The sequence below is a fragment of the Streptomyces sp. NPDC013457 genome (assembly GCF_043089925.1).
Classification (GTDB): domain Bacteria; phylum Actinomycetota; class Actinomycetes; order Streptomycetales; family Streptomycetaceae; genus Streptomyces.
Map to the genome: position 1 here is coordinate 1,014,930 of NZ_JBICBL010000001.1, position 23,165 is coordinate 1,038,094.

The 23,165-nt window shown below is 73.9% G+C and carries 23 protein-coding genes; 9 read left to right on the forward strand and 14 right to left on the reverse strand.

Translation table 11 applies throughout. The features are described 5' to 3' along the window. Positions 1 to 80 precede the first annotated feature (80 nt). From ACF1G2_RS04555 to ACF1G2_RS04565, 3 genes are all read right to left on the reverse strand, one after another. Entirely contained in the window at positions 81 to 1,553 is a 1,473-nt protein-coding gene (locus ACF1G2_RS04555) for an amino acid permease (protein WP_391796812.1), read from the reverse strand. A gap of 65 nt (positions 1,554 to 1,618) precedes the next feature. Next, complete coding sequence (locus tag ACF1G2_RS04560; protein WP_391796813.1) at positions 1,619 to 3,799, reverse strand: phage holin family protein; 2,181 nt, start codon at positions 3,797 to 3,799, stop codon at positions 1,619 to 1,621. A 128-nt stretch (positions 3,800 to 3,927) separates the two neighbouring features. Beyond that, on the reverse strand, positions 3,928 to 4,332 hold the full coding sequence (locus tag ACF1G2_RS04565; RefSeq protein WP_352188096.1) for a recombinase family protein: 405 nt from the start codon (positions 4,330 to 4,332) through the stop codon (positions 3,928 to 3,930). 307 nt (positions 4,333 to 4,639) lie between these two features. Between ACF1G2_RS04565 and ACF1G2_RS04570 the strand changes: the two genes are divergently transcribed. Further along, positions 4,640 to 5,413: an MBL fold metallo-hydrolase gene (locus tag ACF1G2_RS04570; protein ID WP_391796814.1), complete on the forward strand. Its 774-nt coding sequence runs from the start codon at positions 4,640 to 4,642 to the stop codon at positions 5,411 to 5,413. Next, entirely contained in the window at positions 5,410 to 6,084 is a 675-nt protein-coding gene (locus ACF1G2_RS04575) for a DedA family protein (RefSeq protein WP_391796815.1), read from the forward strand. The genes ACF1G2_RS04570 and ACF1G2_RS04575 overlap by 4 nt, the downstream gene beginning before the upstream one ends. On the opposite strand, the gene ACF1G2_RS04580 is transcribed toward ACF1G2_RS04575, so the two are convergent. The 3 genes from ACF1G2_RS04580 to ACF1G2_RS04590 form a co-directional block, all read right to left on the reverse strand. Then, positions 6,064 to 7,134 (reverse strand): MBL fold metallo-hydrolase, encoded by a 1,071-nt coding sequence (locus ACF1G2_RS04580; protein WP_391796816.1) that lies wholly within the window; start codon positions 7,132 to 7,134, stop codon positions 6,064 to 6,066. The genes ACF1G2_RS04575 and ACF1G2_RS04580 overlap by 21 nt on opposite strands. A 40-nt stretch (positions 7,135 to 7,174) precedes the next feature. Continuing rightward, positions 7,175 to 8,407, reverse strand: a complete 1,233-nt coding sequence (locus tag ACF1G2_RS04585; protein WP_391796817.1) for an aminotransferase class I/II-fold pyridoxal phosphate-dependent enzyme — start codon at positions 8,405 to 8,407, stop codon at positions 7,175 to 7,177. 289 nt (positions 8,408 to 8,696) lie between these two features. Then, positions 8,697 to 10,547 (reverse strand): transketolase, encoded by a 1,851-nt coding sequence (locus ACF1G2_RS04590; RefSeq protein WP_391796818.1) that lies wholly within the window; start codon positions 10,545 to 10,547, stop codon positions 8,697 to 8,699. Between the two features lie 137 nt (positions 10,548 to 10,684). Here ACF1G2_RS04590 and ACF1G2_RS04595 point away from each other — a divergent pair, with 137 nt between their 5' ends. From ACF1G2_RS04595 to ACF1G2_RS04605, 3 genes are all read left to right on the forward strand, one after another. Further along, a complete protein-coding gene (locus ACF1G2_RS04595; protein WP_391796819.1) occupies positions 10,685 to 11,203 on the forward strand; it encodes a GNAT family N-acetyltransferase in 519 nt (172 codons plus the stop codon). Between the two features lie 98 nt (positions 11,204 to 11,301). Next, the gene (locus ACF1G2_RS04600) at positions 11,302 to 12,138 is read left to right on the forward strand and encodes a methyltransferase domain-containing protein (protein ID WP_391796820.1); all 837 of its coding nucleotides are present in this window, start codon (positions 11,302 to 11,304) and stop codon (positions 12,136 to 12,138) included. Positions 12,139 to 12,159: 21 nt separating this feature from the next. Continuing rightward, positions 12,160 to 12,507, forward strand: a complete 348-nt coding sequence (locus ACF1G2_RS04605) for a VOC family protein (RefSeq protein WP_383166508.1) — start codon at positions 12,160 to 12,162, stop codon at positions 12,505 to 12,507. A gap of 69 nt (positions 12,508 to 12,576) precedes the next feature. On the opposite strand, the gene ACF1G2_RS04610 is transcribed toward ACF1G2_RS04605, so the two are convergent. Then, entirely contained in the window at positions 12,577 to 13,134 is a 558-nt protein-coding gene (locus ACF1G2_RS04610; RefSeq protein ID WP_391796821.1) for a Clp protease N-terminal domain-containing protein, read from the reverse strand. Then, the gene (locus tag ACF1G2_RS04615; RefSeq protein ID WP_315894318.1) at positions 13,134 to 13,343 is read right to left on the reverse strand and encodes a helix-turn-helix domain-containing protein; all 210 of its coding nucleotides are present in this window, start codon (positions 13,341 to 13,343) and stop codon (positions 13,134 to 13,136) included. The genes ACF1G2_RS04610 and ACF1G2_RS04615 overlap by 1 nt, the downstream gene beginning before the upstream one ends. Positions 13,344 to 13,492: 149 nt before the next feature. On the opposite strand from ACF1G2_RS04615, the gene ACF1G2_RS04620 reads away from it, so the two are divergent. Continuing rightward, positions 13,493 to 14,881, forward strand: coding sequence for an FAD-binding protein (locus ACF1G2_RS04620; protein ID WP_391796822.1), 1,389 nt, complete (start codon positions 13,493 to 13,495; stop codon positions 14,879 to 14,881). 59 nt (positions 14,882 to 14,940) lie between these two features. Here ACF1G2_RS04620 and ACF1G2_RS04625 read toward each other — a convergent pair whose 3' ends face one another. Together ACF1G2_RS04625 and ACF1G2_RS04630 are read right to left on the reverse strand one after the other, a co-directional pair. Next, positions 14,941 to 16,893, reverse strand: a complete 1,953-nt coding sequence (locus ACF1G2_RS04625; RefSeq protein ID WP_391796823.1) for a DUF5107 domain-containing protein — start codon at positions 16,891 to 16,893, stop codon at positions 14,941 to 14,943. Positions 16,894 to 16,933: 40 nt separating this feature from the next. After that, entirely contained in the window at positions 16,934 to 17,839 is a 906-nt protein-coding gene (locus ACF1G2_RS04630) for an arginase family protein (protein ID WP_391796824.1), read from the reverse strand. A gap of 102 nt (positions 17,840 to 17,941) precedes the next feature. Between ACF1G2_RS04630 and ACF1G2_RS04635 the strand changes: the two genes are divergently transcribed. Next, positions 17,942 to 18,274, forward strand: a complete 333-nt coding sequence (locus ACF1G2_RS04635) for a DUF6204 family protein (protein WP_391796825.1) — start codon at positions 17,942 to 17,944, stop codon at positions 18,272 to 18,274. Here ACF1G2_RS04635 and ACF1G2_RS04640 read toward each other — a convergent pair. From ACF1G2_RS04640 to ACF1G2_RS04655, 4 genes are all read right to left on the reverse strand, one after another. Continuing rightward, positions 18,258 to 18,800 carry a GNAT family N-acetyltransferase gene (locus ACF1G2_RS04640; RefSeq protein ID WP_391796826.1) on the reverse strand — a complete coding sequence of 181 codons (543 nt, stop codon included), beginning with the start codon at positions 18,798 to 18,800 and terminating at the stop codon, positions 18,258 to 18,260. The genes ACF1G2_RS04635 and ACF1G2_RS04640 overlap by 17 nt on opposite strands. Before the next feature lie 169 nt (positions 18,801 to 18,969). Then, complete coding sequence (locus tag ACF1G2_RS04645; RefSeq protein WP_391796827.1) at positions 18,970 to 19,323, reverse strand: hypothetical protein; 354 nt, start codon at positions 19,321 to 19,323, stop codon at positions 18,970 to 18,972. Further along, on the reverse strand, positions 19,320 to 19,478 hold the full coding sequence (locus ACF1G2_RS04650; protein ID WP_391796828.1) for a hypothetical protein: 159 nt from the start codon (positions 19,476 to 19,478) through the stop codon (positions 19,320 to 19,322). Before ACF1G2_RS04650 ends, ACF1G2_RS04645 begins: the two co-directional genes overlap by 4 nt. 124 nt (positions 19,479 to 19,602) lie before the next feature. After that, positions 19,603 to 21,039, reverse strand: a complete 1,437-nt coding sequence (locus tag ACF1G2_RS04655) for an MFS transporter (protein ID WP_391796829.1) — start codon at positions 21,037 to 21,039, stop codon at positions 19,603 to 19,605. Positions 21,040 to 21,196: 157 nt separating this feature from the next. Here ACF1G2_RS04655 and ACF1G2_RS04660 point away from each other — a divergent pair, with 157 nt between their 5' ends. Together ACF1G2_RS04660 and ACF1G2_RS04665 are read left to right on the forward strand one after the other, a co-directional pair. After that, the gene (locus tag ACF1G2_RS04660) at positions 21,197 to 21,946 is read left to right on the forward strand and encodes a GntR family transcriptional regulator (RefSeq protein ID WP_391796830.1); all 750 of its coding nucleotides are present in this window, start codon (positions 21,197 to 21,199) and stop codon (positions 21,944 to 21,946) included. Positions 21,947 to 22,014: 68 nt separating this feature from the next. Continuing rightward, positions 22,015 to 23,127: an adenosine deaminase gene (locus tag ACF1G2_RS04665; protein WP_391796831.1), complete on the forward strand. Its 1,113-nt coding sequence runs from the start codon at positions 22,015 to 22,017 to the stop codon at positions 23,125 to 23,127. The last annotated feature ends 38 nt before the right edge of the window (positions 23,128 to 23,165 follow it).

Consider the following 23,165-nt stretch of genomic DNA (forward strand, 5'->3'; position numbering starts at 1 on the left):
GCGTACTGCCCCGTGGAGGGCCCGACGTGCCGGTGAGAGCGGTGGTTCCGCCCGGGCGGCCTACGCGGGCCGGCCCGGATTCACGCGCTCGGACGCGCCGTCTGCTGCTCCGTCGGATGCTCCTCGCACGCCTCGCGCCGTGCCTTGCGCGCCGACATCCAGGCGTACACGAGGACCCCGGCGAAGAGGAACAGCACGCCCTGGTAGACCGCCGCGTAACCCGAGCCCGCCACCAGCCACATGGAGAAGCCGAAGGCGGCCGCGGCCAGGACCCCGTCCCGGACCAGACGGCCGCGGTCGACGCGCTCGGAGCGGCCGGAGAGGAGGAAGTAGATCTGGGCGGCGGTGGAGAGGAGGTACGGGACGGTGGCGGTGAAGGTGGTGACGAGGACCAGGATCTCGAAGACGCCCTCGGTGCCGACCGTGTAGTTGTAGACCGTCAGGAGCGAGGCGAGGACGACGGTCACGATCACGCCGATCGTCGGGACGCCGCGCCGCTTGCGCGCGAAGACGCTCGGGAAGAGCCCGTCGCGCGCCGCCGCGTACGGGGTCTGGGCGCTGAGCAGCGTCCAGCCGTTGAGCGCGCCCAGCATGGAGACGAGGGCCATGCAGGCGATGGCCGTGCCGCCCCACGAGCCGCCGAACATGGCGTTCACGGCGTCCGAGAACGGTGCGGAGGAGTCGACCAGCCGGTCGTGGGCGACCGTGCCGAAGACGGCGACCGTGCCGAGGAGGTAGATCGCGGCCGCGCCCAGGGTGCCGAGGACGGTGGCACGGCCGACGTTGCGCCGCGGGTCGCGGACCTCGCCGGCGCTGACGGCCGCGGACTCCACGCCGAGGTAGCTGAAGAGCAGGATCGCCGCGGAGGCGGAGACCGCGCCGAGCGCGCCGCCGTCCCCGGCCTGGAAGGGCCCGAGGTTGGCGCTGTCGAAGAAGAACAGCCCGCCGACGGCGACCAGGAGGAGCGGGACGAACTTGAGGACGGTCGCCACCAGCTGGACGGCGCCGACGTAGCGGGTGCCCGCGAGGTTGGCGAGCGCCGGCAGCCACTGGAGCGTGAGCGCGGCGGCGATGGTGGCGGCCGTCGACTCGTGGACGGGCATCAGCACGTCGAGGTAGCCGACGGCGGCCACGGCGAGGGCCGCGTTGGAGACCCAGGCGGTGATCCAGTACGACCAGGCGGCGAGGAAGCCGGCGAAGTCGCCGAAGGCCGCACGGGCGTAGACGTAGGGTCCGCCGGTCTGCGGGTGGCGGTGGGCGAGCCGGCCGAAGACGAGGGCGAGGGCGATGGCCCCGAGTGTGAGGACGCCGAAGGCGACCAGGCTGATCGTGCCGTACGGGGCGACGGAGGCGGGAAGCAGGAAGATTCCGCCGCCGATGATGTTGCCCATGACCAGGGCCGTGGCGATCGGCAGTCCGAACCGCCGGGCGTGCTTGTTCCGTTCCCCGTGGCCGCCGGACGTCTCGGAGGTGACTGAGGTTTCCGAGGTGGCTGAGGTGTCGGAGGTGTCCGGGACATCGACCGTGGACCGGTCGGACAGGGCCGTGCTCATGGGGGTGGTGCGCCTCTCGTCGTGCAAACCCGGACATGGTCCGGCACGTGAGACGCACCACCAAATCAGCTCTTTTTCTCCCGTACGACCGGCCCGTCAACCGGAAGAAACGCTTCCGCACCGCCGCCGGGCGGGGAAATCTCCAGCGGCACCTGCGGACCCGCGCACTCCCGCAGCCAGCGCCTCAGGACCTGGTGCAGCTGCTCCGCGCCCACCAGCTCGCCCCCGTCCCGCACCGGCGCGGAGAGGTCCACGGGCGAGAGCAGGAAGGGACGTCCCTGCTCGCCCCCGAGGCCGCCGTGCGAGCCGATCTGCTCCTCGAAGGCGTGGACCGTGCCCCTGGCGGGGTCGTACATCGAGTTGACCATGATGTCGGCGACGTGCGGGAAGCGGTCGGTGCGCCGGACCGCGTCCGCCGCGCCAGGCCCGAAGACCGCGAGCGGCCCGTCGTCGGCGAGTTCGGCGACCGGTACCTCCGCCCCGTCGCGCCCCAGGACGACCGAACCGTGCTCGGCGCTCGCGACGAGCAGGAAGCCGACGCCGGGATGGTCGGCGAGAGTACGCAGCAGCCCGGGGTGGCGGCGGTCGATCTCCTCGCGGGTCAGCCGGTGCGGCACTCCGGGAAACGAGATCAGCCCCAGGTTTCCCGAGGCGAGCACGATCGGCTCGGCCTCGTCCCGCTCGCGCGGGCCCACCGGCTCGCCCACCCCTTCCCCGTCCTCGCCGACCGGCCGGTGCAGGGCGCTGCGCAGCGCGTCACGGGCCGCGACCCGGGCCTCGGAGCCACCCCCGGGCTCCGTCTGGGGGTGCCCCCAGCGGGTGCGCCGGACGCGGCGCGGCACGGGCAGCCCGCACCCGGCGCGTACGAGATCCCGCAGGGACAGCCCGTACACCCCCTCGAACGTCGCGCCGGGGCTCTGGCCGTGGTCGGAGAGGAGCACGATCCGGTACGGGCGGGGCGCGTGCTCCGCGACCTTGGCGATCAGCGCGATCGAGCGGTCGAGGCGGGCGAGGACCCGGTCGGTGTCGTGGCCGTGCGGGCCCGAGTGGTGCGCCACCTCGTCGTACGCGACCAGGTCGGCGTAGACGGCGGTCCGCCCGGCCAGCAGGTCCCCGATCACCGCTGCCACGACCACGTCCCGTTCCACGACGGTGGCGAAGGCCCGGATGAAGGGATAGGTGCCGCCGCGCGACACCCTCGGGGTCTGCTTGCGCAGCCGCGCCCGCGTCGACTGGGACACCTCGCGGACGGCCTCCGCGACGAAGGAGCCGGCCGTGCGGACGGCGTTGGCCGGGTCGGAGAAGTACGCGAAGTAGCCGGCCCGGGAACGGTTGCGGCGGCCTCGGCGGGCGGCCATCGACAGGACGAGCGCGAGCTGGTCGGCGCCGCCGCTGAACAGGTTGCCGCGCGAGGCGCCGTCGACGGTGAGCAGCCCGCCTTCCCCGGTGCGGGCTATGGCCCGTCGCTGGAGCTCGACGGCGCTCGCGGGCCGGTTGGAGACCATCAGCCGGCCGGTGTCCTTCTCGTACCAGCGGAAGGCGGGCACGTCCTCGTTGGAGCCGTGCAGGATGCCGAGCTGGCTCGCGCCGGTCTGGCTGGACCAGTCGGTGCGCCAGGGGGTGAGCCGGTGGGTGGTGTCGAGCCAGGCGGCGACGGTCGGCATCAGACCATCGGCGACGGCGTCGCGGAGCACCCGGTGGCCGACGCCGTCGAGTTGCAGGAAGAGCGTGCCGGGGACGGGCTCGGGGCCCCCGGTGACGGCCCGTCGGCGCGTGCGGGCGGCGAGTCGGTAGAGGCGGCGGCGGTAGGCGTCGTCGTCGCGCACGGCGAGCGCGGTGGAGGTCGCCGAGGCGACGGCCGACATGACGGCGGCGACCACGACGGCGGTCTCGGGGTCGGCGGCGCCGCGCCCGTCGGGGATCAGCCAGAGCGCGATCAGCAGCAGCGAGCCGTTGAGGAAGAAGACCAACAGGCCGAGGACCAGGGCCGGTACGAGCAGCAGGGCGCGGACGACGACGGGCCACACCAGCGCGCCGAGGAGACCGAAGGCGCCGGCGGCCCATACGGCGGTGAGGGCGGTGCGGGTGATGCTGTCGCCGTCGGGCGACTGGAGTTCGAAGTCGGGCAGCAGTCCGGCGAGGGCCAGCATGGTCAGGGTGGAGACCGCCCAGACCACGATCACCCGCACCAGGGCGCTCCCCGCGGTCCGCCAGCGGCCGGCGGTACGCCATCGCCCGTCACCCACGCGTGGTTCACCCTTCACCCGTTACCTGCCTCCAGCGTGGCACATCGCCCCGGGGGCGCAGCCAGGGCGGGGCAGGGCGCAGCCAGGGCGGAGCCTCGCGCCCGGCGGGGCGCCCGGCGGGGCGCCCTCTAACAGCCGTCGTAGCCGGCGGTGGGCATGGAGAGGCGGCGGTGCACGTCGGCCTTGGCCGCGGCGTCGTACGACGGCTCGTCGAGACCCGCGGTCTCCAGTCGTACGCCACGGCGCCCGCACTCCGCGACGAACCCCGGCACGTCGGTCAACGCCCGGGACAGGACGCGTTCGTTGGGCGCGACGAAGAGGTCGACGTGGCCGTCGTCCACGTCCGCCCAGAGCGCCGCGTGGTCGGGCCGGATCCCGTAGAAGAGCAGCTGTCTCGCCACCACGTAGCCCTTGTCCAGGGCCCAGCGGGCGCACATGGCGTGCTGGCTTCGTGTGTCGACCAGGAAGGGGTCGCTGTCGAGTTCCTCGAGCGGGGTGAGGCTGGCGATCGCCGCCACCCGAACGTCGTCCATGGCCCGACCCTACTCCGATCGCGGGGACCCGAGGAGGACCCTCCGGGGGGTCCGGCCGGACCTCAGGGCGGTGAGGAGTAGCCGCAGGTGTGGCAGATCCTCCAGCCGTCCTGGGTGACGGCGAGGACGCCCCCGCAGCGCGGACACTGCGCCGAATTGCAGGTCGTCCCCATCGTGCTCACCGCGACTCCCATCCCCTTGCTGACGGATGGCTACCCCCGCGAACCACCGTAGACGCCCCGCGTCGCCCGCTTCGGACATTTACCCTCGTGACAAGTGGAGTGCCGAGCGGAAGGGCGGCGGGCCGGTGGAGGTCACCTGGTGGGGTCATGCCACCTGCACGGTCGAGGACTCCGGGGTCCGCTTCCTCACCGATCCGCTCTTCGCCCGCCGGCTGGCGCATCTACGGCGCAGGCGCGGCGCGCTGCCGCCGCCCGAGGCCGGGCGCGCCGAGGCGGTGCTCGTCTCCCATCTGCACGCCGACCATCTGCATCTGCCGTCGCTCGCCCGCCTGACGCCCGGGACGCGGCTGATCGTGCCGCGGGGTGCGCCCGCGTCGGTGGCGGGCCTGCGCCGGCTCCACGGGCGGGGGCTGCGGCTGACGGAGGTCGGCCCCGGTGACTCGGTGACGGTGGAGGGCGTGACGGTACGGGCCGTTCCGGCGCTGCACGACGGACGGCGCCTGCCCGTCGGGCCGCACCGCGCCCCCGCGCTCGGGTACGTCGTCGAGGGCGAGGCGCGGACGTACTTCGCCGGTGACACCGGACTCTTCGACGGGATGGCCGAGGCGGTCGGGCCGGTGGACGTGGCGCTGCTGCCGGTCGGCGGCTGGGGGCCGTATCTGGGTCACGGCCATCTGGACGCGGGGCGCGCGGCGCGGGCGCTCGCGGAGCTCTGCCCGGCGGCGGCGGTCCCGGTGCACTACGGCACGTACTGGCCGATCGGGATGGACGCCGTGCGACCGCACGAGTTCCACGCACCGGGCGAGGAGTTCGTGCGGCACGCGGCGCGGCTCGCGCCGAAGGTGGCGGTGCATCTGCTCGGACACGGCGAGAGCGTGCGGCCCGAGGTCGCCCGGTGATAGACGCTCTGCTGCGCGCGGCGGGCGACCTGCCGACCGAGTCGACCCAGCACGCGGTCGGCTACCCCTCCCTCTTCCTGCTCGTGGCGCTCGGGGCGCTGGTGCCGGTCGTACCGACAGGGGCGATCGTCAGCTCTGCGGCGGTGGTCGCCTTCCATCAGACGGCTCCCCTCACCCTGCTCGCCGTCTTCCTGGTGTCGGCCTCCGCCGCGCTCCTGGGGGATGTGGCGCTGTACTGGCTGGGACAGCGCGGGGTCCGTTCGAAGAACGGCTCCCGGTGGCTGTCGGTGCTGCGGGGGCGGGCGGCCCCCGACCGGCTCGCACAGGCGCAGGAGAAGCTCGACACGCATCAGGTGTCGGTGCTCGTGCTGTCCCGTCTGATTCCCGCGGGCCGGATCCCGGTGATGCTGGCGTGCCTCCTCGCGGAGGTGCCGCTGCGGAGGTTCGTGCGCGGGGACCTGCCGGCCTGCCTGGCCTGGGCGGCGACGTACGGGCTGATCGGCATCCTGGGCGGCTCGCTGTTTCCGGAGCCGTGGCAGGGCGTGCTTGCGGCGGTGGCGCTCACGGTCCTGATCAGCCTGGCTCCGGCGCTGTGGCGGCGGGTACGGGGAGCGGGGCATCGGGTACGGGGTTCCGGGCGGGGCGGCGGGTCAGGGAACGAGCACGCGTGAGCCGCCGACCGGGAGGTCCCAGAGGTCCTCGCGGGGCAGCCCGGCCCGCTCCCAGGCGGCTCTGACCCGGGTGAGCGGTTCCAGGACCGGCTCGGAGGAGAGCACGAACGTCGCCCAGTGCATGGGCGCCATCCGGCGGGCGCCGAGGTCCTGGAAGGCCCGGACGGCCTCCTCGGGGTCGGTGTGGACGTCGCTGAGCCACCAGCGCGGGTCGTAGGCGCCGATCGGGAGCAGGGCGAGATCGAGCCCGGGGTGCCGGGCGCCGATCTCGGCGAACCAGTGGCCGTAGCCGGTGTCTCCGGCGAAGTACACCGTGTGCCCGGCGCGGTCGGTGAGCACCCAGCCGCCCCACAGGGAGCGGCAGGTGTCCAGGAGGGTCCGCTTGGACCAGTGGTGGGCGGGGACGAACTCGATCCGCACGCCGTCGAGTTCGGCCGCCTCCCACCAGTCGAGCTCGGTGACGCGGCTGAACCGGCGGCGGACGAACCAGCGGCCGAGACCGGCGGGGACGAAGACGGGGGTTTCCCTGGGCAGGCGCTGGAGGGTGGGGGCGTCGAGGTGGTCGAAGTGGTTGTGGCTGATGACGACGGCGTCCACGGGCGGCAGGTCCTCCCAGCGGACCCCGACGGGGGTGATCCGGGCGGGGGTGCCGAGGATGCGGCGGGACCAGACGGGGTCGGTGAGCACGGTGAGGCCGCCGACGCGCAGGATCCAGCTCGCGTGGCCCGCCCAGGTGACGGCGAGGGTGTCGGGGCCGGCGTCGGGCAGCGGGCCGGGGGCGAAGGGCAGCAGCGGGATGTCGCGGAGCCCTTCGGCGTCGGGGCGCACGGCGCCTTCGCGGGCGAGCCGGGCCATGGCGCGGACGCCGGGGAGCGGGGCGGTGAGGCGCTCGACGAAGGAGCGGGGCCAGTCGGTCCGGATCCGGCCGAGGGGCTGGAGGACCGGGGACGGGACGGGCGCGGGGGTGGCGGCGGGGGTAGGGGCGGTGGTGGTCCGGCCGTCGCGTACGGAGTGCGGGGCCTGCGTCGGCCGTGCCGTCCGTTCCGTCATCTGCGGGCTCCGTTCTACGCGGTTCGTCGGGACGGTCGTGTCACCGGAGTTCCTCCAGAGCCTCTCCGAATGACATCAACGCGCTTTCCACGTGCGGCAGTTCGACCGGGTTCGCGGAGGTGAGGGCCTCCGTGAGCTCCTCCTCGGTCGAGCCGAGGAAGGCGCCGGTGTCGAAACGCACCCGCAGCGCGCCGAGTTCGTCGCCGAAGCGGTGGCCGCCGGGGACGGGGGTGCCGAGCCGCCGGCCGAGGTGGTTCTCCAGCTCCATGGAGTCGGTGACGCCCCGCGCGGCGAGTCCGGACCGCAGCGGTCCCAGGTCCGCGTAGAGGTGCCGGCCGGCCTGGGGCGGCCTGGCGAGGGCGCCCGCGCCGAGGACGGCGCGGTGGGCGGCGGTGCCCACGCGCGCGTAGAGGGCCGCGGCGAGGGAGGCCCGTACGGCGACCTCCTCCGGCTCGTCGAGGGCGTGGGCGGCGGCGGGGGCGACGGGTCCGGCGACGAAGGCACCGAGCGCGGTGAGGATGTCCAGGGTGCGGGCGCGCGGGTCGGTGTACCGGTCGGCACGGTCGGGGCCGGTGGGCGGGAAGCGGGCAACGGCGCAGGGCCAGGCGGCCGGGGCGAGGGCGCCGGCCAGGTCGTACAGGACGGTCACGTCGTCGGGACACATCTCGGCGGGGCTGAGGACCACGGTGTCGTGGCGGCGGTGCAGGGTGTCGCGCCAGGTCTCGTCGCTGATGATGTGCAGTCCCTCGGCGACGGCGGCCTCGCACGCCTCGCGGACCAGCTCGGGCGGGGCGACGGTGGCGGTGGGGTCGTCGGCGACGGAGAGCAGCAGCAGCCGTGGCCGGCCGCCCTCCGCGCGGACCCTCCGGACGGTTTCGAGGAGGGCGTACGGGTCCGGCACGCCGCCGCATTCGGCGGGGGTGGGTACGTGGTAGGCGGGGCGGCCGAGGAGCCGGGCCTGCGGGGTCCACCAGGCGGGACAGGGCCGGGGCAGCAGGATGTCGCCACCGTGGGCGGCGATCAGGGCGAGCATGAGGGGCTGGGCACCGGGCGCGGCGACGACGTCCTCGGCGTGGGTCCGCAGGCCGCGCCGCCACCAGTAGCCGCTCGCGGCCTCGCGGAGCACGGGTCCGCCGCCGGGCGGTTCGACGGCGGTGCGCCCCGCGGCGGCGGCCAGGATCGCGGCGAGCCCGGGCAGCACGGGCAGACCGGGCTCCGGGGCGGGTGGTCCGTAGCGCACCGGGCCGCGCCCTTCCGGGGCCGTCTGCCGCATCTCCCGCACCTCCCGAACACCGGCCGCCGCCCCGTACGGCGCCTCAATGCCCTTTATACGAAGGTTGACGGGGGTTCGCCGCTCCGGAGGGGACCGACCCGGCCGCGGACATGGCCGCGGACACGGGAGCGGGTGCGGGGTCGTGCGCCGCCGGAGCCGGGGGCTGAGCTGCCGGAGGCCCCGCCCCGCCGCCCCGGGAGGCCGGGTCCCCGTCCCCGGTGGGGACGCGCAGGGCCGTTCGGGTGAGCGCCGGGCCGAGCGGGGCGGGACGCGTGGACCGCGTACGCGCTCAGCGGACCAGGACCCGTTCGAGCATCAGCTCGACCGCGGAGACGATCGCGTCCGCGTCGATGCCCGCGTCATGGAGCTGCTCGTCCGGGGTCGCCGACGTGGGCATGGAGCGGACGGCGAGCCGGGCCAGGCGGGGCACCCCGCCGTGGCCGTTGGCGTACGCCTCGGCCACGGCGTCGCCGAGACCGCCCTCGGGCCGGTGGTCCTCCACGGTCAGGACGCAGCCGGTCGTCCCCGCCGCGTCGTCGAGGGTCGCGGTGTCGACGGGCTTGACCGAGTAGAGGTCGATCACCCGCACCGGCAGCCCCTCGCCCTCCAGCCGGTCGGCGGCCTTCAGGGCCTCCGGCACGGTCACCCCCGCCGCCACGATCGTCGCCCGGTCGTCCTCGCCGTGGCTGCGGAGCACCTTGCTCCCGCCGACCGGGAACTCCTCGTCCGGCCCGTAGACCACGGGCGTGGCCCCGCGCGTGGTGCGCAGGTAGCGGACGCCGTCCAGGTCGGCCATGGTCGCGACGAGCCGCGCCGTCTGGTGGGCGTCGCACGGGTAGAGGACGGTGCTGCCGTGGACCGAGCGCATCATCGCCAGGTCCTCGAGTCCCATCTGGCTCGGCCCGTCCTGACCGATCGAGACACCGGCGTGCGAGCCGACCAGGTTGATCCCGGCTCTGCTCACGGCGGCCATGCGGATGAAGTCGTGGGCGCGGGTGAGGAACGCGGCGAAGGTCGAGGCGTACGGGACATAGCCGCGCGCCTGGAGGCCGACGGCGGCCCCGACGAGCTGCTGCTCGGCGATCCAGCACTCGAAGTAGCGCTCGGGGTGCGCGTTGGCGAACTTCTCGGTGCGGGTCGAGTCGCCGACCTCGCCGTCGAGCGCGACGACGTCGCCGCGTGCCTGCCCGAGGGCGGCGAGAGCCTGTCCGTAGGCGTCCCGGGTGGCGACCTTCTCGCCCCGGTCGTACGTCGGGAGGTCCGGCGCGCCGCCGGGGGCCGGCCGGGACACCAGGGCGGCGGGCGGGTCGGTCACGCGGACGCTCAGGTCCCGGTACCCGCCGAGCTCGGTGATGGCGGCCTCGGCGTCGGGGAGTGGCTTGCCGTGCTTGCCCTCGCGGTTCTCGACGGCGGCCACGCCACGGCCCTTGCGGGTGGCGGCGAGGACGGCCGTGGGCCGGCCGACGGTCGCGCGCGCCTCGCGAAGGGCCTCGTCGACGGCCTGCACGTCATGGCCGTCGATCCGTACGGTGTGCCAGCCGAAGGCCTCCAGGCGGCCGGCGTAGGCGCCGAGGTCGTGCTGGTGGCGCGTGGGGCCGCGCTGGCCGAGCCGGTTGACGTCGACGATCAGGGTGAGGTTGTCGAGACCGCAGTACGCGGCGTGCTCGACGGCCTCCCAGACGGAGCCCTCGGCCATCTCGCTGTCGCCGCTCACCACCCACACCTGGTAGGGGACGCGGTCGAGGAACTTCCCCGCGAGCGCCATGCCGACGCCGACGGGCAACCCCTGCCCGAGCGAGCCGGTGGCGACGTCGACCCAGGGCAGCCGGGGCGTGGGGTGGCCTTCGAGGAGGCTGCCCGCCTGCCGGAAGGTCAGCAGCTCCGGTTCGCCGACGACGCCGGCGGCCCGGTACATGGCGTAGAGCAGGGGCGAGGCGTGCCCCTTGGAGAGGACGAGCCGGTCGTTGCCGGGGTGGTCGGGGCGGTCGAAGTCGTAGCGCAGATGCCGGGTGAGCAGAACGGCGCCGATCTCGGCGGCCGACATGGCGGACGTCGGATGGCCGGAGCCAGCCGCGTCGGTGGCGCGCACGGCGTCGACACGGAGCTGTTGGGCGAGCGAGGACATCGTTTCGTACCGCATCGAAAGCCTTCCTCGGCCTGCATGGGCGGCGGCCGGCCGCCGGCGGTCCCACACCGCCCGGCTACCCAGGCCTGCGCCCCGTATGCCCGGGGATATCCGCTCGCCTGCGGCGCCGGCACGCGTCGAGAATGTGGGCCATGTCGATCCGTGCAGCACTCCCCGCGGACGCGGCGGCGATCGCCGCCGCCCATGTCCGGTCCTGGCAGGCGGCCTATCGCGACCTGCTCCCGCACCCGTACCTCGACGGTCTGGACGTCGCGGAGCGCGCCGCCGTCTGGTCGGCCCGGCTGGCGGCGCCTGCGCCCGCGCCGGTGCTGGTGGCGACCGAGGCCGGTGGACGGGTGGTCGGGTTCTGCTGCTTCCGGGCGTGGCCGGACGACGACCTCGACGCCGCCACGACCGGGGAGATCGCCGCGCTCTACGCGCTCCCGGAGGTGTGGGGCTCGGGGGTGGGCCGGGGTCTCCTCGCCGCGTCCGAGGAGGCGCTGGCCGCGGACGGGTTCCGCGAGGCGGCGCTGTGGGTCCTCGCGGGCAACGCACGGGGGCGCCGCTTCTACGAGGCGGCGGGCTGGCGGCCGGACGGAACGGTCGTCCAGGACACGACGGCGGGCCGGACCCTCGACGAACTCCGTTACCGGAGGCGCTTGTTCACCTGAGCCGACCATGATCGTCGTCCATATGGCGAGATTTCGGTCTCACCATGCGGGTGATGCGCGTACCGTTGCCGTACCCACTCACATGAGGGAGTCCGGTCATGACGCATGCCGCCGAAGAGTCCAGTCCTCACGAGACCGCCGTGTACACCCACGGGCACCACGAGTCGGTGCTGCGCTCGCACAGTTGGCGCACCGCCGCGAACTCCGCGGCGTATCTGCTGCCCGAGCTGCGGCCCGGCCTGGACGTCCTGGACGTGGGCTGCGGCCCGGGCACGATCACCGCGGATCTGGCGGCGCTGGTCGCGCCGGGGCGGGTGACCGCGGTCGACGCCGCCGAGGACATCCTGGACAAGGCGCGTGCCGTGGCGGCCGAACGCGGCGTGAAGAACGTGGAGTTCAGGGTCGCGGACGTCCACGCCCTGGACTTCCCGGACGACTCCTTCGACGTCGTCCACGCCCACCAGGTCCTGCAGCACGTCGGCGACCCCGTGCGGGCGCTGCGCGAGATGCGGCGCGTCTGCCGTCCGGGCGGCGTGGTCGCCGCACGGGACAGCGACTACGCCGCCTTCGCCTGGTACCCGCAGCCGCCCGCCCTGGAGGTCTGGCAGGAGCTGTACCACCGGGTCGCGCGGGCCAACGGCGGCGAACCGGACGCCGGGCGGCGGCTGTTCTCCTGGGCACGGCGGGCGGGGTTCACGGACGTCACGACGACGGCCGCCACGTGGTGCTACGCGACGCCGGAGGAGCGGGCGTGGTGGAGCGGGCTGTGGGCGGACCGGACGACGGAGTCGGTCTACGCGAAGCTGGTGGTGGAGGGCGGCCACGCGACGCCGGACACGCTGAACGCGATCTCCGAGGCGTGGCGCGAGTGGGGCCGGCAGGAGGACGCCTGGTTCATGGTCCCGCACGGCGAGATCCTCTGCCGGGTCTCCTGATCCTCAACTAGGCTCGTCCGCATGGAGATTCTGGGGACCACTCTTCGTGTCTGCGTCGACGAGCTCGAACCGGCCGTGGACTTCTACGAGCGGCTCACCGGCTCCCCCGCCCTCCGCTTCGAGCGGGGCGGGGTGTCGGTGGCGGCCGTCGGCTGCTTCCTCCTGATGAGCGGGCCGGAGGCGGAGCTGGAGGTCCTGCGCAAGGTCGCCGCGACCATCTCCGTCCAGGACGTGGACGCGGCGTTCACCGCGCTGGCGGAGGCGGGCGCCAAGATCCTGGCCGGCCCGGTCCCGACGCCGGTGGGCCGCAACCTGATCGCGGTCCACCCGGACGGTTCGGTCTTCGAGTACGTCGACCGGCGGTCCTGAGCCGCCCGCAGCAGGCGGCGGGCGTCGGGCGATCCCCTTCCCTGACACGACGGCGCGGTCGCATACGGCTCAGGCGGAGGACGCACCCTGCCCGAGGGCGCGTTCCACCGCCGCGTAGGTGACGCCGTGGTCGGCGAGGACCTCGGCGACGACGCCCGGACGGGCGGTGAGGGCCAGCAGCAGGTGTTCGTCGCCGATCGCCGCCTCGCGCCGGCCCAGGCAGATCCGCAGGGCGCGCTCCAGGACGCTCGCCGCCTCCCGGCTGAACGCGGGCCTTCCGAAGCGCCGGGAACCCCCCTCACGGTCGTCCGCGAGGGCCCCTGGGCCGTGGGCCTCCTCGACGCGGGCGACGATCTCCGGCACGTCGATCCCGAGACCCGCGAGCGCCTCCATGTCGGCCTTCGACAGGCCGCCCCGCCGATGAGCGACGGAGAGCCCCGCCTCCAGCGAGGCACGCCGGTCGGTCGCGCCGAGGGCCCGGAGCACGAAGGACGCCTTGGTCCCCTCCGCGTCGAGCATCGCGAGCAGCAGGTGCTCCTCGGTGACCGCGGCGGCCCGGCCGCGCCGGGCCAGCTCCACGGCCTCGATCACCGCGGCCCGAGCCCCTGCCGAGAATCGCTCGAACATCAATGCCTCCCGTACTTCTTGTGCACGGCCTGACGGCTCACTCCCAGCTCGGCCGCGATCTCCTGCCAGGACCAGCCCTGTGCGCGGGCACTGCGGACCTGGACGGCCTCCAACTGTTCGAGGAGCCGCCTCAGGGCGGACACGGCGCGCAGGCCGACCCGGGGATCCCGGTCACCCGCCCGCGCCGCGAGATCGGTCGCATCGGTCATGGTGTCAACCTACGTTGACACCATCCACCGTGTCAACCGAGGTTGACATTCGAGAAATCCGATGACCAGTTCGGCCGAAAAATGATCACATTGTGAGGGAACTGTGCACTCATGCCGAGTTCCTTTCACCACGTCGATCTGGAGTCACCATGACGCCTCCTCATCTCCCTGAGTCACAGCCCGGCCCGGCCGACGGTGCGGGCGCAGCCCCTGCCGCCTTCGAGGCGGTTCCCGCGCTGGACGGGGAGTTGCGCTTCGACTCCGCCGCACTGGACGCGGCGTCCGGCGACTTCGGCGGCCTGGTCCGTCGGCCGCCCGCCGCGGTCCTCCGAGCCGGCTCGGTCGAGGACGTCGCCACGATGGTGCGCCACTGCCGGCAGCGCGGGCTGAAGGTCGCCCCCCGCGGCCAGGGACACTCGACCAACGGTCAGGCACAGGTCCCCTCCGGGCTGGTCGTCGACCTCGGCTCGCTGGATTCCGTCGAAGTCCGCGACGACACCGCCGTGGTCCAGGCCGGGGCGCTCTGGAGCTCCGTGGTCCGGGCCTCCCTGGCCCGCGGCCTCACCCCGCCGGCCTTCACCGACTACCTGGAGCTGTCCGTCGGCGGCACCCTGTCGGCCGGAGGCCTGGGCGGGCAGATCGGCCACCACGGCACGCAGGCCGACAACGTGCTCGAACTCCAGGTCGTGACCGGAGAGGGAGAGATCGCCACCTGTTCCCCCGCCGAGCGCCCCGACCTCTTCCGCGCCGCCCTCGGCGGCCTCGGTCAGTGCGCGATCATCACCCGCGCCACGCTCGCCCTGATCCCCGCGCCCCGCTCGGTCCGGCTCTACACCCTGATGTTCCGAAGCGTCACGGAACTCACGGCCCGGCAGGCCCAGCTGATCGGCGAAGGGCGGTTCGACTACCTCGTCGGTCAGGCCCTGCCCACCCCGGACGGCTGGACGTACATGATGGAGGCGGCCTCCCACGACGGAACCACCGCCGACGACGCCCGGCTCACGGACGACCTCGGGGCCGCCTCCGTCGAGGCCCAGGACGTCCCGTACCTCGACTTCGTCAACCGGCTCGCCGAGACGGTGGACGTCCTCACGGCCATGGGCGAGTGGACACGCCCCCACCCCTGGTACGACGGTCTGCTCCCCGCCTCCGCGGTGAACGGCGTCGTCACCGAGACGCTCGCCGGACTCAAGCCCCAGGCCATCGGAGCGAGCGCGGTCATCCTGCTCTACCCGGTGCTCACCGCCAAGTGCCGCACCCCGCTTCCGGTCATGCCGGGCGAGGAGCTCGCCTACCTCTTCTCGATCCTCAGGACCGCTTCCCCGGGTGCGGACTCCGCCGAGGAGATGGTCGCCGCGAACCGCCGCCAGTACGACACCACGGTCGAGGCGGGGGGCTGCTGGTACCCCATCGGGTCGGTCCCGCTCACGAAGGACGACTGGGTGCGCCACTTCGGCGGCTTCTGGGACGAGTTCGAGGCCGCGCGGCACCGCTACGACCCCGACGGCGTCCTCACCCCCGGCCAGCACATCTTCTGACCGGGAGAACGCCGGCGGGGACCTCCGGGGGCCGGCGGGACCGGCCGGCACCGGGGGGCTCAGGGACGCATACGGAACTCGTAGAAGTCCGGCAGCGGCTCGTCCGTCAGGGACGACCAGACCTCGCCCAGGGTCTCGGCGCCCTCCCCCAGGTCCGCCACCTCGAAGCCCTCGTCGAAGACGGCACGGGCCTCGGCCTTCCTGCCCTCGGCGAGGAGGAGGCGGGCCTCCAGGAGACGGAACGCGCCACGGGCGCGCACCGCCTCCGGCAGGGCGTCACGGAGCGCGCGGGCCCCGGCGACACTCCCGGCCGCCAGGAGCGCGGTGAGGGCCTCGCGGCCCAGGGCCCCGGTCAGCACCTCGTCGGCCTCGGCGGGCAGGGCATCGAAGGCCTCGGCGTACCGTTCGGCGGCGCGCACCGGGTGTCCGCCGTCCCGGTCGGCGACGGCCAGGCAGTAGAGCAGGGGCCAGCGCATGCCCTCCTGCCGGAGCCCGCGCTCCCAGCTCCGTACGGCCTGGGCGAGATCGCCGGCGCGCCATTGCGCGAGCCCGAGGTGGTACTCGGTCGGAGCCGTGGCGGGAGCTGTCTCCAGCATGTCCCGCCAGTGGTCCGCGACCAGCGGCGGGCCGGGGACGGCGCCGTCGGCCGACGGTGGCAGGGCGCCGGTGCGGAGCAGCTCCAGCCAGGGCTTCTGCTCCTCCCCCAGGGTCGACTCGGGGAACGGCGTACCGGGCAGCTCATGCCCCGAGCAGAGGACTTCGAGGGCTCCCCAGCCCGATCCGACGCCGAGCACCGTCACCGGTTCGGCGTCCGCAGAGCCGTTCCGCCACGCCTCGTGGGCGGCGTCGACGGCCGCGCGCGGCAGGGCGGACTCCAGGGACCGCTCCACCTCCGCACGGGCCGCCGCCCAGTCCTCTCCGTGCACGGCCCCGGGCTCGGCGGCCAGCGGCCCGTACGCCTCCAGCCAGCTGAACTCCGCTCCGCCCTCCAGCTTCAGATGCTCCAGCTGGGTACGGGCGAGACCCGCCTGTATCTCGGCGTAGCCGGGCGCGCCGGGTTCCGTGAGCCACCGCTGCCAGCGCCGCCCGCCGCGGGACGAGCCCCAGAGGAACAGCTTGCGCCCGCGCAGCAGGTCGGTCGACGTCTGGACGAGCCCCGCGCCGCTGTCGTCGGCGGCGGCGATCCATCGCCGCTGCGGATCGGCGAGGTCGTAGAAGTAGTCGGCGGGCAGGGCGCCGTGCTCCGGGTACGTGTGGTCCGCGCCGTCATCCCCGCGCGGGACGGTGACGCGGCGCAGGCCCCGCTCGTATCCGTGGAACCAGGCCCCGTCGGCGGGGGCGAGGACCCGGCGGGCTTCCGGGACGGCGGTGTTGGACCACCAGTAGACCGGGACGGCCCGCTCGTGCGGGTTGCGGATCCGCACGCCCACGTGGAGGAAGTCGGAGCCCTCCGGAAGCCACAGGTCGACCTGGAAGGGCAGGTCGCGCAGTCGCTCCCACTCCCACAGCCGGAGCATCTTCCCGCCGTCTGGGGACGGGACGATCGCGGCGTGCAGCGGCGCGCAGGAGAGGGTGGTGTGGCCGGTGGCGCCGATGTTCCACTCGATGCCACCGGCGAACCAGGCGCCGTTGAGGGCGAAGGCGGCGGGCTGGAACACCGGGTTGCGGTGCACGAGTTCACGACCGCTGGGCTTGTGGCGCAGGGAGTGGACGCGACCGCCCAGGCCGGGCAGCACGGTCGCGCGCAGCCGGTCGTTCTCGACGACGATCGCGTCGAGTTCCGTGTCCACGCGCTCGCGTTCGTAGCCGTCCCGGACCGGGACGGGCAGCACGGTGCGCAGGGGTGCGTACCCGAGCTGCCGGGCCATGTCACGCGGCAGCCCCTCCGCGGCCCGGGCGTCGACCGTCGGGGTCCCGTCGAGGGTGCGCAGGGCGGGCAGCGGGTTGTCCGGGCCCAACGGGGCGGCGGGCAGGGTCACTACGGCACGTCGTACGGTCGTCATGTCGGCCATGGAACACGGCGGACGGGCGGCCGACCAGGGGGTCTGTCCGTCAGGCTTCGGCAAAGGCGGCGACCACGACGTCCGTGAGCAGCGCTCCGGCGGTGCCGTCGGGGTCGAGATCGGGGTCGTAGATCGTGACGTTGAGCCCGACGCAGCGCTCGGCGCGGACCAAGGTCCGCAGCAGGGGGACGAGTTCGTCGGGGAAGAGGCCTTCGGGGTCGGGACTGTCGACGGCCGGCATCACGGCGGGGTCGAGGACGTCGGCATCCAGGTGCACCCAGAAGCCGTCGAGCTCCGGGGCCCCGAACGCCGTGACCGTGGCGGCGGCGAGGTCGGCCGGGCCCCAGGCGCGCAGGTCGGCGACGGTGACGACGGGGACCTTCAGGGCGCGCAGCTCGACGAGTTCGGGATCGTCCTGGTACGCGTCACGGATGCCGAAGAGCCGGACGTCCTCCTCGCGGAGGTAGGGCCCCAGGCCCTCCAGGTCGGTGAGGTCGGCCTGGCCGCGCCCGGTCGCGAGGGCCAGCTCCTCGCCTCCCGCGGCACCGACGCCGTCGGAGTTGCCGGGGTGGCGGAAGTCGGGGGAGGCGTCGACGGCGGCGAGCCCGTAGCGTCCGATGCGGCGCAGGGCGAGCGAGGCGCCGAGCTGGATCGAGCAGTCACCGCCGAGGACGAGCGGGAAGTCACCGGCCCGTACGTGGCGCTCGATCCGGTCCGCCAGAGTGCGGGTGTACGTGGCGAGCGCGGCGGCGTTGAAGACGCCGTCGCCCTCCTGCCAGTCACCCCGGTCGTAGCGCGGCGGGACGACCACGCCGCCCTCCAGGGCGCCGAGCCGCTGCACGATCCGGTTCTCGCGGAGGGCTCCGGCCAGCTTGTGACAGCCGGGGACGGTGCCGGGGACCGGCGGACGCAGGCCGAGGTTGGACGGTGCGTCGAGGGCGACGATATTCCGCATGCGCCTCATCCTCGCCGCCGTACTCTGGATCTTCAACGCCTTTGACGAACCGCGCTCCGTGCGGAACCGCGCTGCGGGAAGAACGACGTGAGGACCAGGAGAATGACCACCCAGCACACCTACCGGGTGATCGTGCGCGGCACGTTCGAGGGGCTCCCGGAGGAGAACCGGTCCCGGCTGCTCGCCGAGGTCGACGCGCACGGGATGTCGGCGATGCGGTTCACCCCGGAGGGCTCGCTCGCCTACGACAGAACGCTGAAGCACTTCTCGTACCGCCTGGTCGTCGTCTCGGACGCGGCGGACGGCGCGGAGATGGCCGGAGCGATCGCCGAGGACCGGGTGGAGACGGCGCTGCGGGAACTCGGGCACGGCCACGGCGAGCTGAGGTCCACCGTCACGGACATGGACACCATGAAGATCAACTACAAGCGGTGACCGCCCAGCGCTCGTGGTCCCGCCAGGCGCCGTCGATGTGGAGCATGGCGGGCGAGAAGCCTTCGAGCCGGAAGCCGGCCCGGAACACGAGCGCGCGGGAGGCGGCATTGCCGGGCTGGATGTTGGCCTCGAGCCGGTGGAGGCCCAGCGGCCCGAAGGCGTACGGGAGGAGCAGGCCGAGGGCCTCGCCCATCAGGCCCCGCCCCGCCGCGTGCGCGAAGGCCCCGTAGCCGAGGGCTCCGCTGAGGAACGCGCCGCGCACGATGTTGTTGATGTTGACGAACCCGGCGATCCCGCCCCGCGCCCCGCGGTCGCACACGAGGAATCCGGCCCTGGCGGGGTCGTCGGTCAGCGTGCGCGCGTAGGCGGCGAAGGTCTCGGGCCGGTCGGGCGGGAAGAGCCAGGGGCGGTGCAGCTCCCGGCTCTCGCGCACCCGCGCGGTGAACTCCTCGGCGTCGTCGAGGGAGTAGGGCCGCAGGCCCACCCGGGGACCGCCGGTGAGGTACTGACCAAGATCGTCGGACATGCCCTCAGGCTACGGGGACCGGGATCGCCGGCGCAGAAGGCTCCGGCAGGCGGGAGCGGCGACGGGTCAGCGGCCGGACCGGGCGGCGCGAGGGGCAGCGGCCGGACCGGGCGGCGACAGGTCAGCGGGCCGGACCGTCGCCGGGTCAGCGGGCCGGACCGGCGCCGGGTCAGCGGCGGGCCGAGGTGACCCGGGCCGGGCAGCTCTCGCCCTTCTTCACCACACCGATCACGACCGTCGTCCGGCCGTCGATCACCGCGCCCTCGGTCGGGTACTGCGTGCACACCTGCCAGTTCGGCGGCCAGAGCACCCGCCGGTCGCGACCGCCGACGTCATGGATGTCGAGGCGGGTACGGGGATCGAGGGCGGTGAAGACCCGCCAGAGGCCCCTGCCGAGGAGCTCGGGCATCGGCCGGTCGTCCGTCCCCGGCGCCTTCTCCGCCGGTGCCTCCTCCACCGACGCGACCGCCATGGCCGCGAGCGCGACCACGGCGCCCGCGCCTAGGAGCGCCGCCTTCCTCATGAGCGCCGCCGGTCCGCCGCGTGGCGGCCGCACGCCTCGCCCGGCACGCTCGTCCGCGCGACGCGGCCGGGCACGGCCGGTGCCGCGGCGCAGCCGCACGAGAGGGGTCCGGAGCGCCGGTGGCCGCCGGCGCTCGCTGTCTCGGTGGGACTCATGCCCGGACCTCTCCTCCGTCGTACGCGACCGCCCCCGTGGGACCAGGATGGAGGGATCCGGTCCCGACGGGGGCGGTGGAAGGGGCCGTACGGGTGAGGGTGCGGCCTCTCCCGTCGTGCCCGGTCAGTGGTGGGCGAGGACCAGCCGCGGCTCGTCGGCGTCCGCCTCGGCCGCCTCTGCCGGGCCGGGGCGCTGGATGAGCAGCGCGGTCACCACGCCGATGCCGAGCAGGGCGAGGGCCGTGTACATCGCGTGCTGGTAGCCCGCCTCGGTCGGACCGCCCGCGTCGCTGCCCGCGGTGATCATCGCGGAGGCGAGGGCGATGCCGAGGGAGGCTCCGATGCCGAAGCAGGCACCGTTGAGGCCGGAGAGCGAGCCGGGCTTGTCCTTGGGTGCCGTGGTGACGGCGAGGCCGTTGAGGCCGGTCAGCATGAAGCCGCCGTACGTCACGCCGAGGGCCGCGAGCGAGGCGACGAGGATCCACTCGTCGTGCAGGAAGAAGGTGGCGACGAGGAAGATCGCGAAGTTGGCGATCGCACCGGTGACGACGATCCTGCGCCAGCCGATCTTCGGGCCGAGGCGCCCGGTCAGCGGGGCGGAGATCACGCCGATGAGCTGGATCGGGGTGAGGAAGAGGACGGCCGCCGTCACGGCGGAGAGGCCGAGCCCGACCCGGCCGTCCTGCGAGAAGAGCGGGATGGTCAGCGCGACGGCACCGAAGGCGCCGCCCAGCGTGCAGACGGTGGTGAGCAGCAGCGGCCAGGCGCGGCGCGAGGCCAGGACCTCGATGTCGATGACCGGGTTGGCGGCGGTCTTCTGCGAGACGACGAAGAAGACGAGCGAGGCGAGGCCGCCGAGCAGGAAGCCGAGGGTGAGGACGGAGGTCCAGCCCCAGGCGCCGCCCTGGGCGAGGCCGACGAGGACGCCGGTGAGACCGAGCGCGAGGGCGGCGATGCCACGGGAGTCGAAGCGGCCGTCGGCGGCGGTGGCCGGGACGTCGGGGACGTACTTCCGGACGCCGATCAGGCCGGCGACGGCGATCGCGGTGGAGCAGACGAAGATGCCGCGGAAGCCGATGGTGTCGGCGATCTGGCCGCCGGCGATGGCGTCGACGCCGGCGAGGCCGCCGTTGACGGCGGTGATGATGCCCGCGGCCTTCCCGAAGCCGGCCGGGGTGAGCAGCTGGTTCAGCGTGAGGAAGGCGAGGGTGAACATCGCGGCCGAGATGCCCTGGAGGATGCGGCCCGCGATGAAGATCTCGATGTTCGGCGCGAAGACGCAGAGCAGGTTGCCGGCGATCAGGACGACGGCACAGACGATCATCATCGGCTTGCGGCCGCGCTGGTCGCTGAGGCGGGCGAGGGTGACCTGGCCGATGGCCGCCATCAGGAAGAAGAGGGTCTGCGAGAGACCGGCGGCGGCCGTGGTCGTGCCCAGGCGCTCGATGACATCCGGCAGGGCGGGGCTGAGCATCGTGGCGTTGATCTGGTACCCGAGGACGGCGAGCACCATCGCCAGGAGCATGGGCCCGCGGCCCTTGAGGTCGGATGTGGCTGACATGTGGGCCCCTTTGCCGTGGATGTCATTCGATGAAACCGAGCTTGTCAGACAAGCAACGCCCAGACAGAGTGAGTTCTACGCGCGTAAAACGTCAAGTCCCTTTGACCTGTGATTCCGAATACCGTTCACTTGCCGACAACCGAGCGGAGGAGGGGCAGTGGCAGTCGGCGGACAGCAGCGGCGACCGGTCGTGGTGCTCTACGAACGGATCGCGGACGCCATCCACGACGGCACCTATCCCCCGGGCTCGACCCTCCCCTCCGAGCCGAAGCTCGCCGGCGAGCTCGGCGTCAGCCGGCCCGCCCTGCGCGAGGCCCTGCTGCTGCTCCAGGAGGACGGCCTGCTCTCCGTCCGGCGCGGGGTCGGCCGGACCGTCAACGACCACCCGCCGCGCCGCGGCTTCGAGCACATCCAGCCCCTGGAGGAGCTGATCGGAGCGGGCGCCCCGCTGCGCGTCCGCGCCCTGCTCCGGGCGGTGGAGGAGCCCACCGACTTCACCACCCAGCACCTGCTCGCCCCCGCCAGGGCCGAGCTGCGCTTCTGGGAGTCGCTGCTGGCCGGAGAGGGTGCGGCGGCCGCGCTCAGCCAGGAGTGGGCGGCGGCCGACGACGTCCTGGAGGCGACGCATCCCGACTTCGCCGAGGCGCTGCGCACGGCGCCCGCGCCGGAGCGGACCTCGATGCTCGCGGTGCTCGCCGGAGCCTCACGCGGGATGCCGCTCGGAGCGCACAGCAGCGTGACCGCGACGCTGCTCGGACAGCGCCGCGGCGAGCAGCTCGGCCGGCCGGCCGACACCCCGGCGGTGCTCGTCACCCAGGTGGTACGGGTCGGGGACACCCCGATCCTGGCGGCCAAGCACATGCTCCCCACGGGCGCCCCCGCCCTGCCAGTGCTCCAGTCCAACTGAGGGTCCCGGCACCCGGGGCGACCGCCGTCACAGCGGCCCGCCCCCGGCGTGGCGTACACTTCCGCGCCATGCACTTGTCTGACAACCCTGCCGCCACGCTCAGCAGCCCGGTCTCCATACCCGTCGCCGAGTGGATCCGCCGCGCACCGAAGGCCGTCCTCCACGACCACCTGGACGGCGGCCTGCGCCCCGCCACGATCGTCGAACTGGCCCGGGAGTGCGGCTACACCGCGCTGCCCACCGAGGACCCGGCCGCGCTCGCGGTCTGGTTCCGGGACGCCGCCGACTCCGGCTCGCTGGAGCGGTACCTGGAGACCTTCGCCCACACCTGCGCGGTGATGCAGACCCGCGAGGCGCTGCACCGCATCGCGGCCGAGTGCGCCGAGGACCTGGCGGCGGACGGTGTCGTCTACGCCGAGATCCGCTACGCCCCCGAGCAGCACCTTGCGGCCGGGCTGACCCTCGACGAGGTCGTCGAGGCCGTGAACGACGGCTTCCGTGAGGGCGAGCGGCGCTCCGGCGGCCGCATCACCGTCCGTACGCTCCTCACCGGCATGCGCCACACCGACCGGTCGCTCGAGATCGCGGAGCTCACGGTCGCCCACCGCGGGAACGGCGTCGCCGGCTTCGACATCGCCGGCGGCGAGATCGGCAACCCGCCGGCCCGCCACCTCCCGGCCTTCCAGCACCTGAAGCGGCACAACTGCCACTTCACGATCCACGCCGGCGAGGCCGTGGGCGCGGAGTCGATCCACGAGGCCGTCCAGGTCTGCGGCACCGAGCGGATCGGTCACGGCGTGCGGATCACGGACGACATCGCCGAGGACGGGACGCTCGGCCACCTCGCCGCGTACGTCCGCGACAACCGGATCGCCCTGGAGGTCTGCCCGACCTCCAACCTCCAGACGGGCGCGGCCAAGGACTACGCCTCGCACCCGATCGACGAGCTGCGCCGCCTCGGCTTCCGGATCACGCTCAACACGGACAACCGGCTGGTCTCCGGCACCACCATGAGCGAGGAGTTCCAGCACATGGCGGACACCTTCGGCTACGGCCCGGAGGTCTTCGAGGAGTTCACCGTCGCGGCGCTCGACGCGGCCTTCCTGCCGCTGCCGGAGCGGCGGCGGCTGATCGACGAGGTCGTCCGCCCCGGCTACGCGGCGCTCGCGGCGCGCGTGTAACGCCGCAGGCCACGCGAAGAGCCCCCGTCCTGCGCAGG

Excerpts from the sequence above, each read along its gene's own strand:
- ACF1G2_RS04555 (WP_391796812.1), bottom strand. The coding sequence starts at position 1,553 with ATGAGCACGGCCCTGTCCGACCGGTCCACGGTCGATGTCCCGGACACC.
- ACF1G2_RS04565 (WP_352188096.1), bottom strand. The coding sequence starts at position 4,332 with ATGGACGACGTTCGGGTGGCGGCGATCGCCAGCCTCACCCCGCTCGAG.
- ACF1G2_RS04580 (WP_391796816.1), bottom strand. The coding sequence starts at position 7,134 with ATGACGGAACGGACGGCACGGCCGACGCAGGCCCCGCACTCCGTACGC.
- ACF1G2_RS04585 (WP_391796817.1), bottom strand. The coding sequence starts at position 8,407 with ATGCGGCAGACGGCCCCGGAAGGGCGCGGCCCGGTGCGCTACGGACCA.
- ACF1G2_RS04590 (WP_391796818.1), bottom strand. The coding sequence starts at position 10,547 with ATGCGGTACGAAACGATGTCCTCGCTCGCCCAACAGCTCCGTGTCGAC.
- ACF1G2_RS04595 (WP_391796819.1), top strand. The coding sequence starts at position 10,685 with ATGTCGATCCGTGCAGCACTCCCCGCGGACGCGGCGGCGATCGCCGCC.
- ACF1G2_RS04600 (WP_391796820.1), top strand. The coding sequence starts at position 11,302 with ATGACGCATGCCGCCGAAGAGTCCAGTCCTCACGAGACCGCCGTGTAC.
- ACF1G2_RS04605 (WP_383166508.1), top strand. The coding sequence starts at position 12,160 with ATGGAGATTCTGGGGACCACTCTTCGTGTCTGCGTCGACGAGCTCGAA.
- ACF1G2_RS04610 (WP_391796821.1), bottom strand. The coding sequence starts at position 13,134 with ATGTTCGAGCGATTCTCGGCAGGGGCTCGGGCCGCGGTGATCGAGGCC.
- ACF1G2_RS04615 (WP_315894318.1), bottom strand. The coding sequence starts at position 13,343 with ATGACCGATGCGACCGATCTCGCGGCGCGGGCGGGTGACCGGGATCCC.
- ACF1G2_RS04620 (WP_391796822.1), top strand. The coding sequence starts at position 13,493 with ATGACGCCTCCTCATCTCCCTGAGTCACAGCCCGGCCCGGCCGACGGT.
- ACF1G2_RS04625 (WP_391796823.1), bottom strand. The coding sequence starts at position 16,893 with ATGGCCGACATGACGACCGTACGACGTGCCGTAGTGACCCTGCCCGCC.
- ACF1G2_RS04630 (WP_391796824.1), bottom strand. The coding sequence starts at position 17,839 with ATGCGGAATATCGTCGCCCTCGACGCACCGTCCAACCTCGGCCTGCGT.
- ACF1G2_RS04635 (WP_391796825.1), top strand. The coding sequence starts at position 17,942 with ATGACCACCCAGCACACCTACCGGGTGATCGTGCGCGGCACGTTCGAG.
- ACF1G2_RS04640 (WP_391796826.1), bottom strand. The coding sequence starts at position 18,800 with ATGTCCGACGATCTTGGTCAGTACCTCACCGGCGGTCCCCGGGTGGGC.
- ACF1G2_RS04645 (WP_391796827.1), bottom strand. The coding sequence starts at position 19,323 with ATGAGGAAGGCGGCGCTCCTAGGCGCGGGCGCCGTGGTCGCGCTCGCG.
- ACF1G2_RS04650 (WP_391796828.1), bottom strand. The coding sequence starts at position 19,478 with ATGAGTCCCACCGAGACAGCGAGCGCCGGCGGCCACCGGCGCTCCGGA.
- ACF1G2_RS04655 (WP_391796829.1), bottom strand. The coding sequence starts at position 21,039 with ATGTCAGCCACATCCGACCTCAAGGGCCGCGGGCCCATGCTCCTGGCG.
- ACF1G2_RS04665 (WP_391796831.1), top strand. The coding sequence starts at position 22,015 with ATGCACTTGTCTGACAACCCTGCCGCCACGCTCAGCAGCCCGGTCTCC.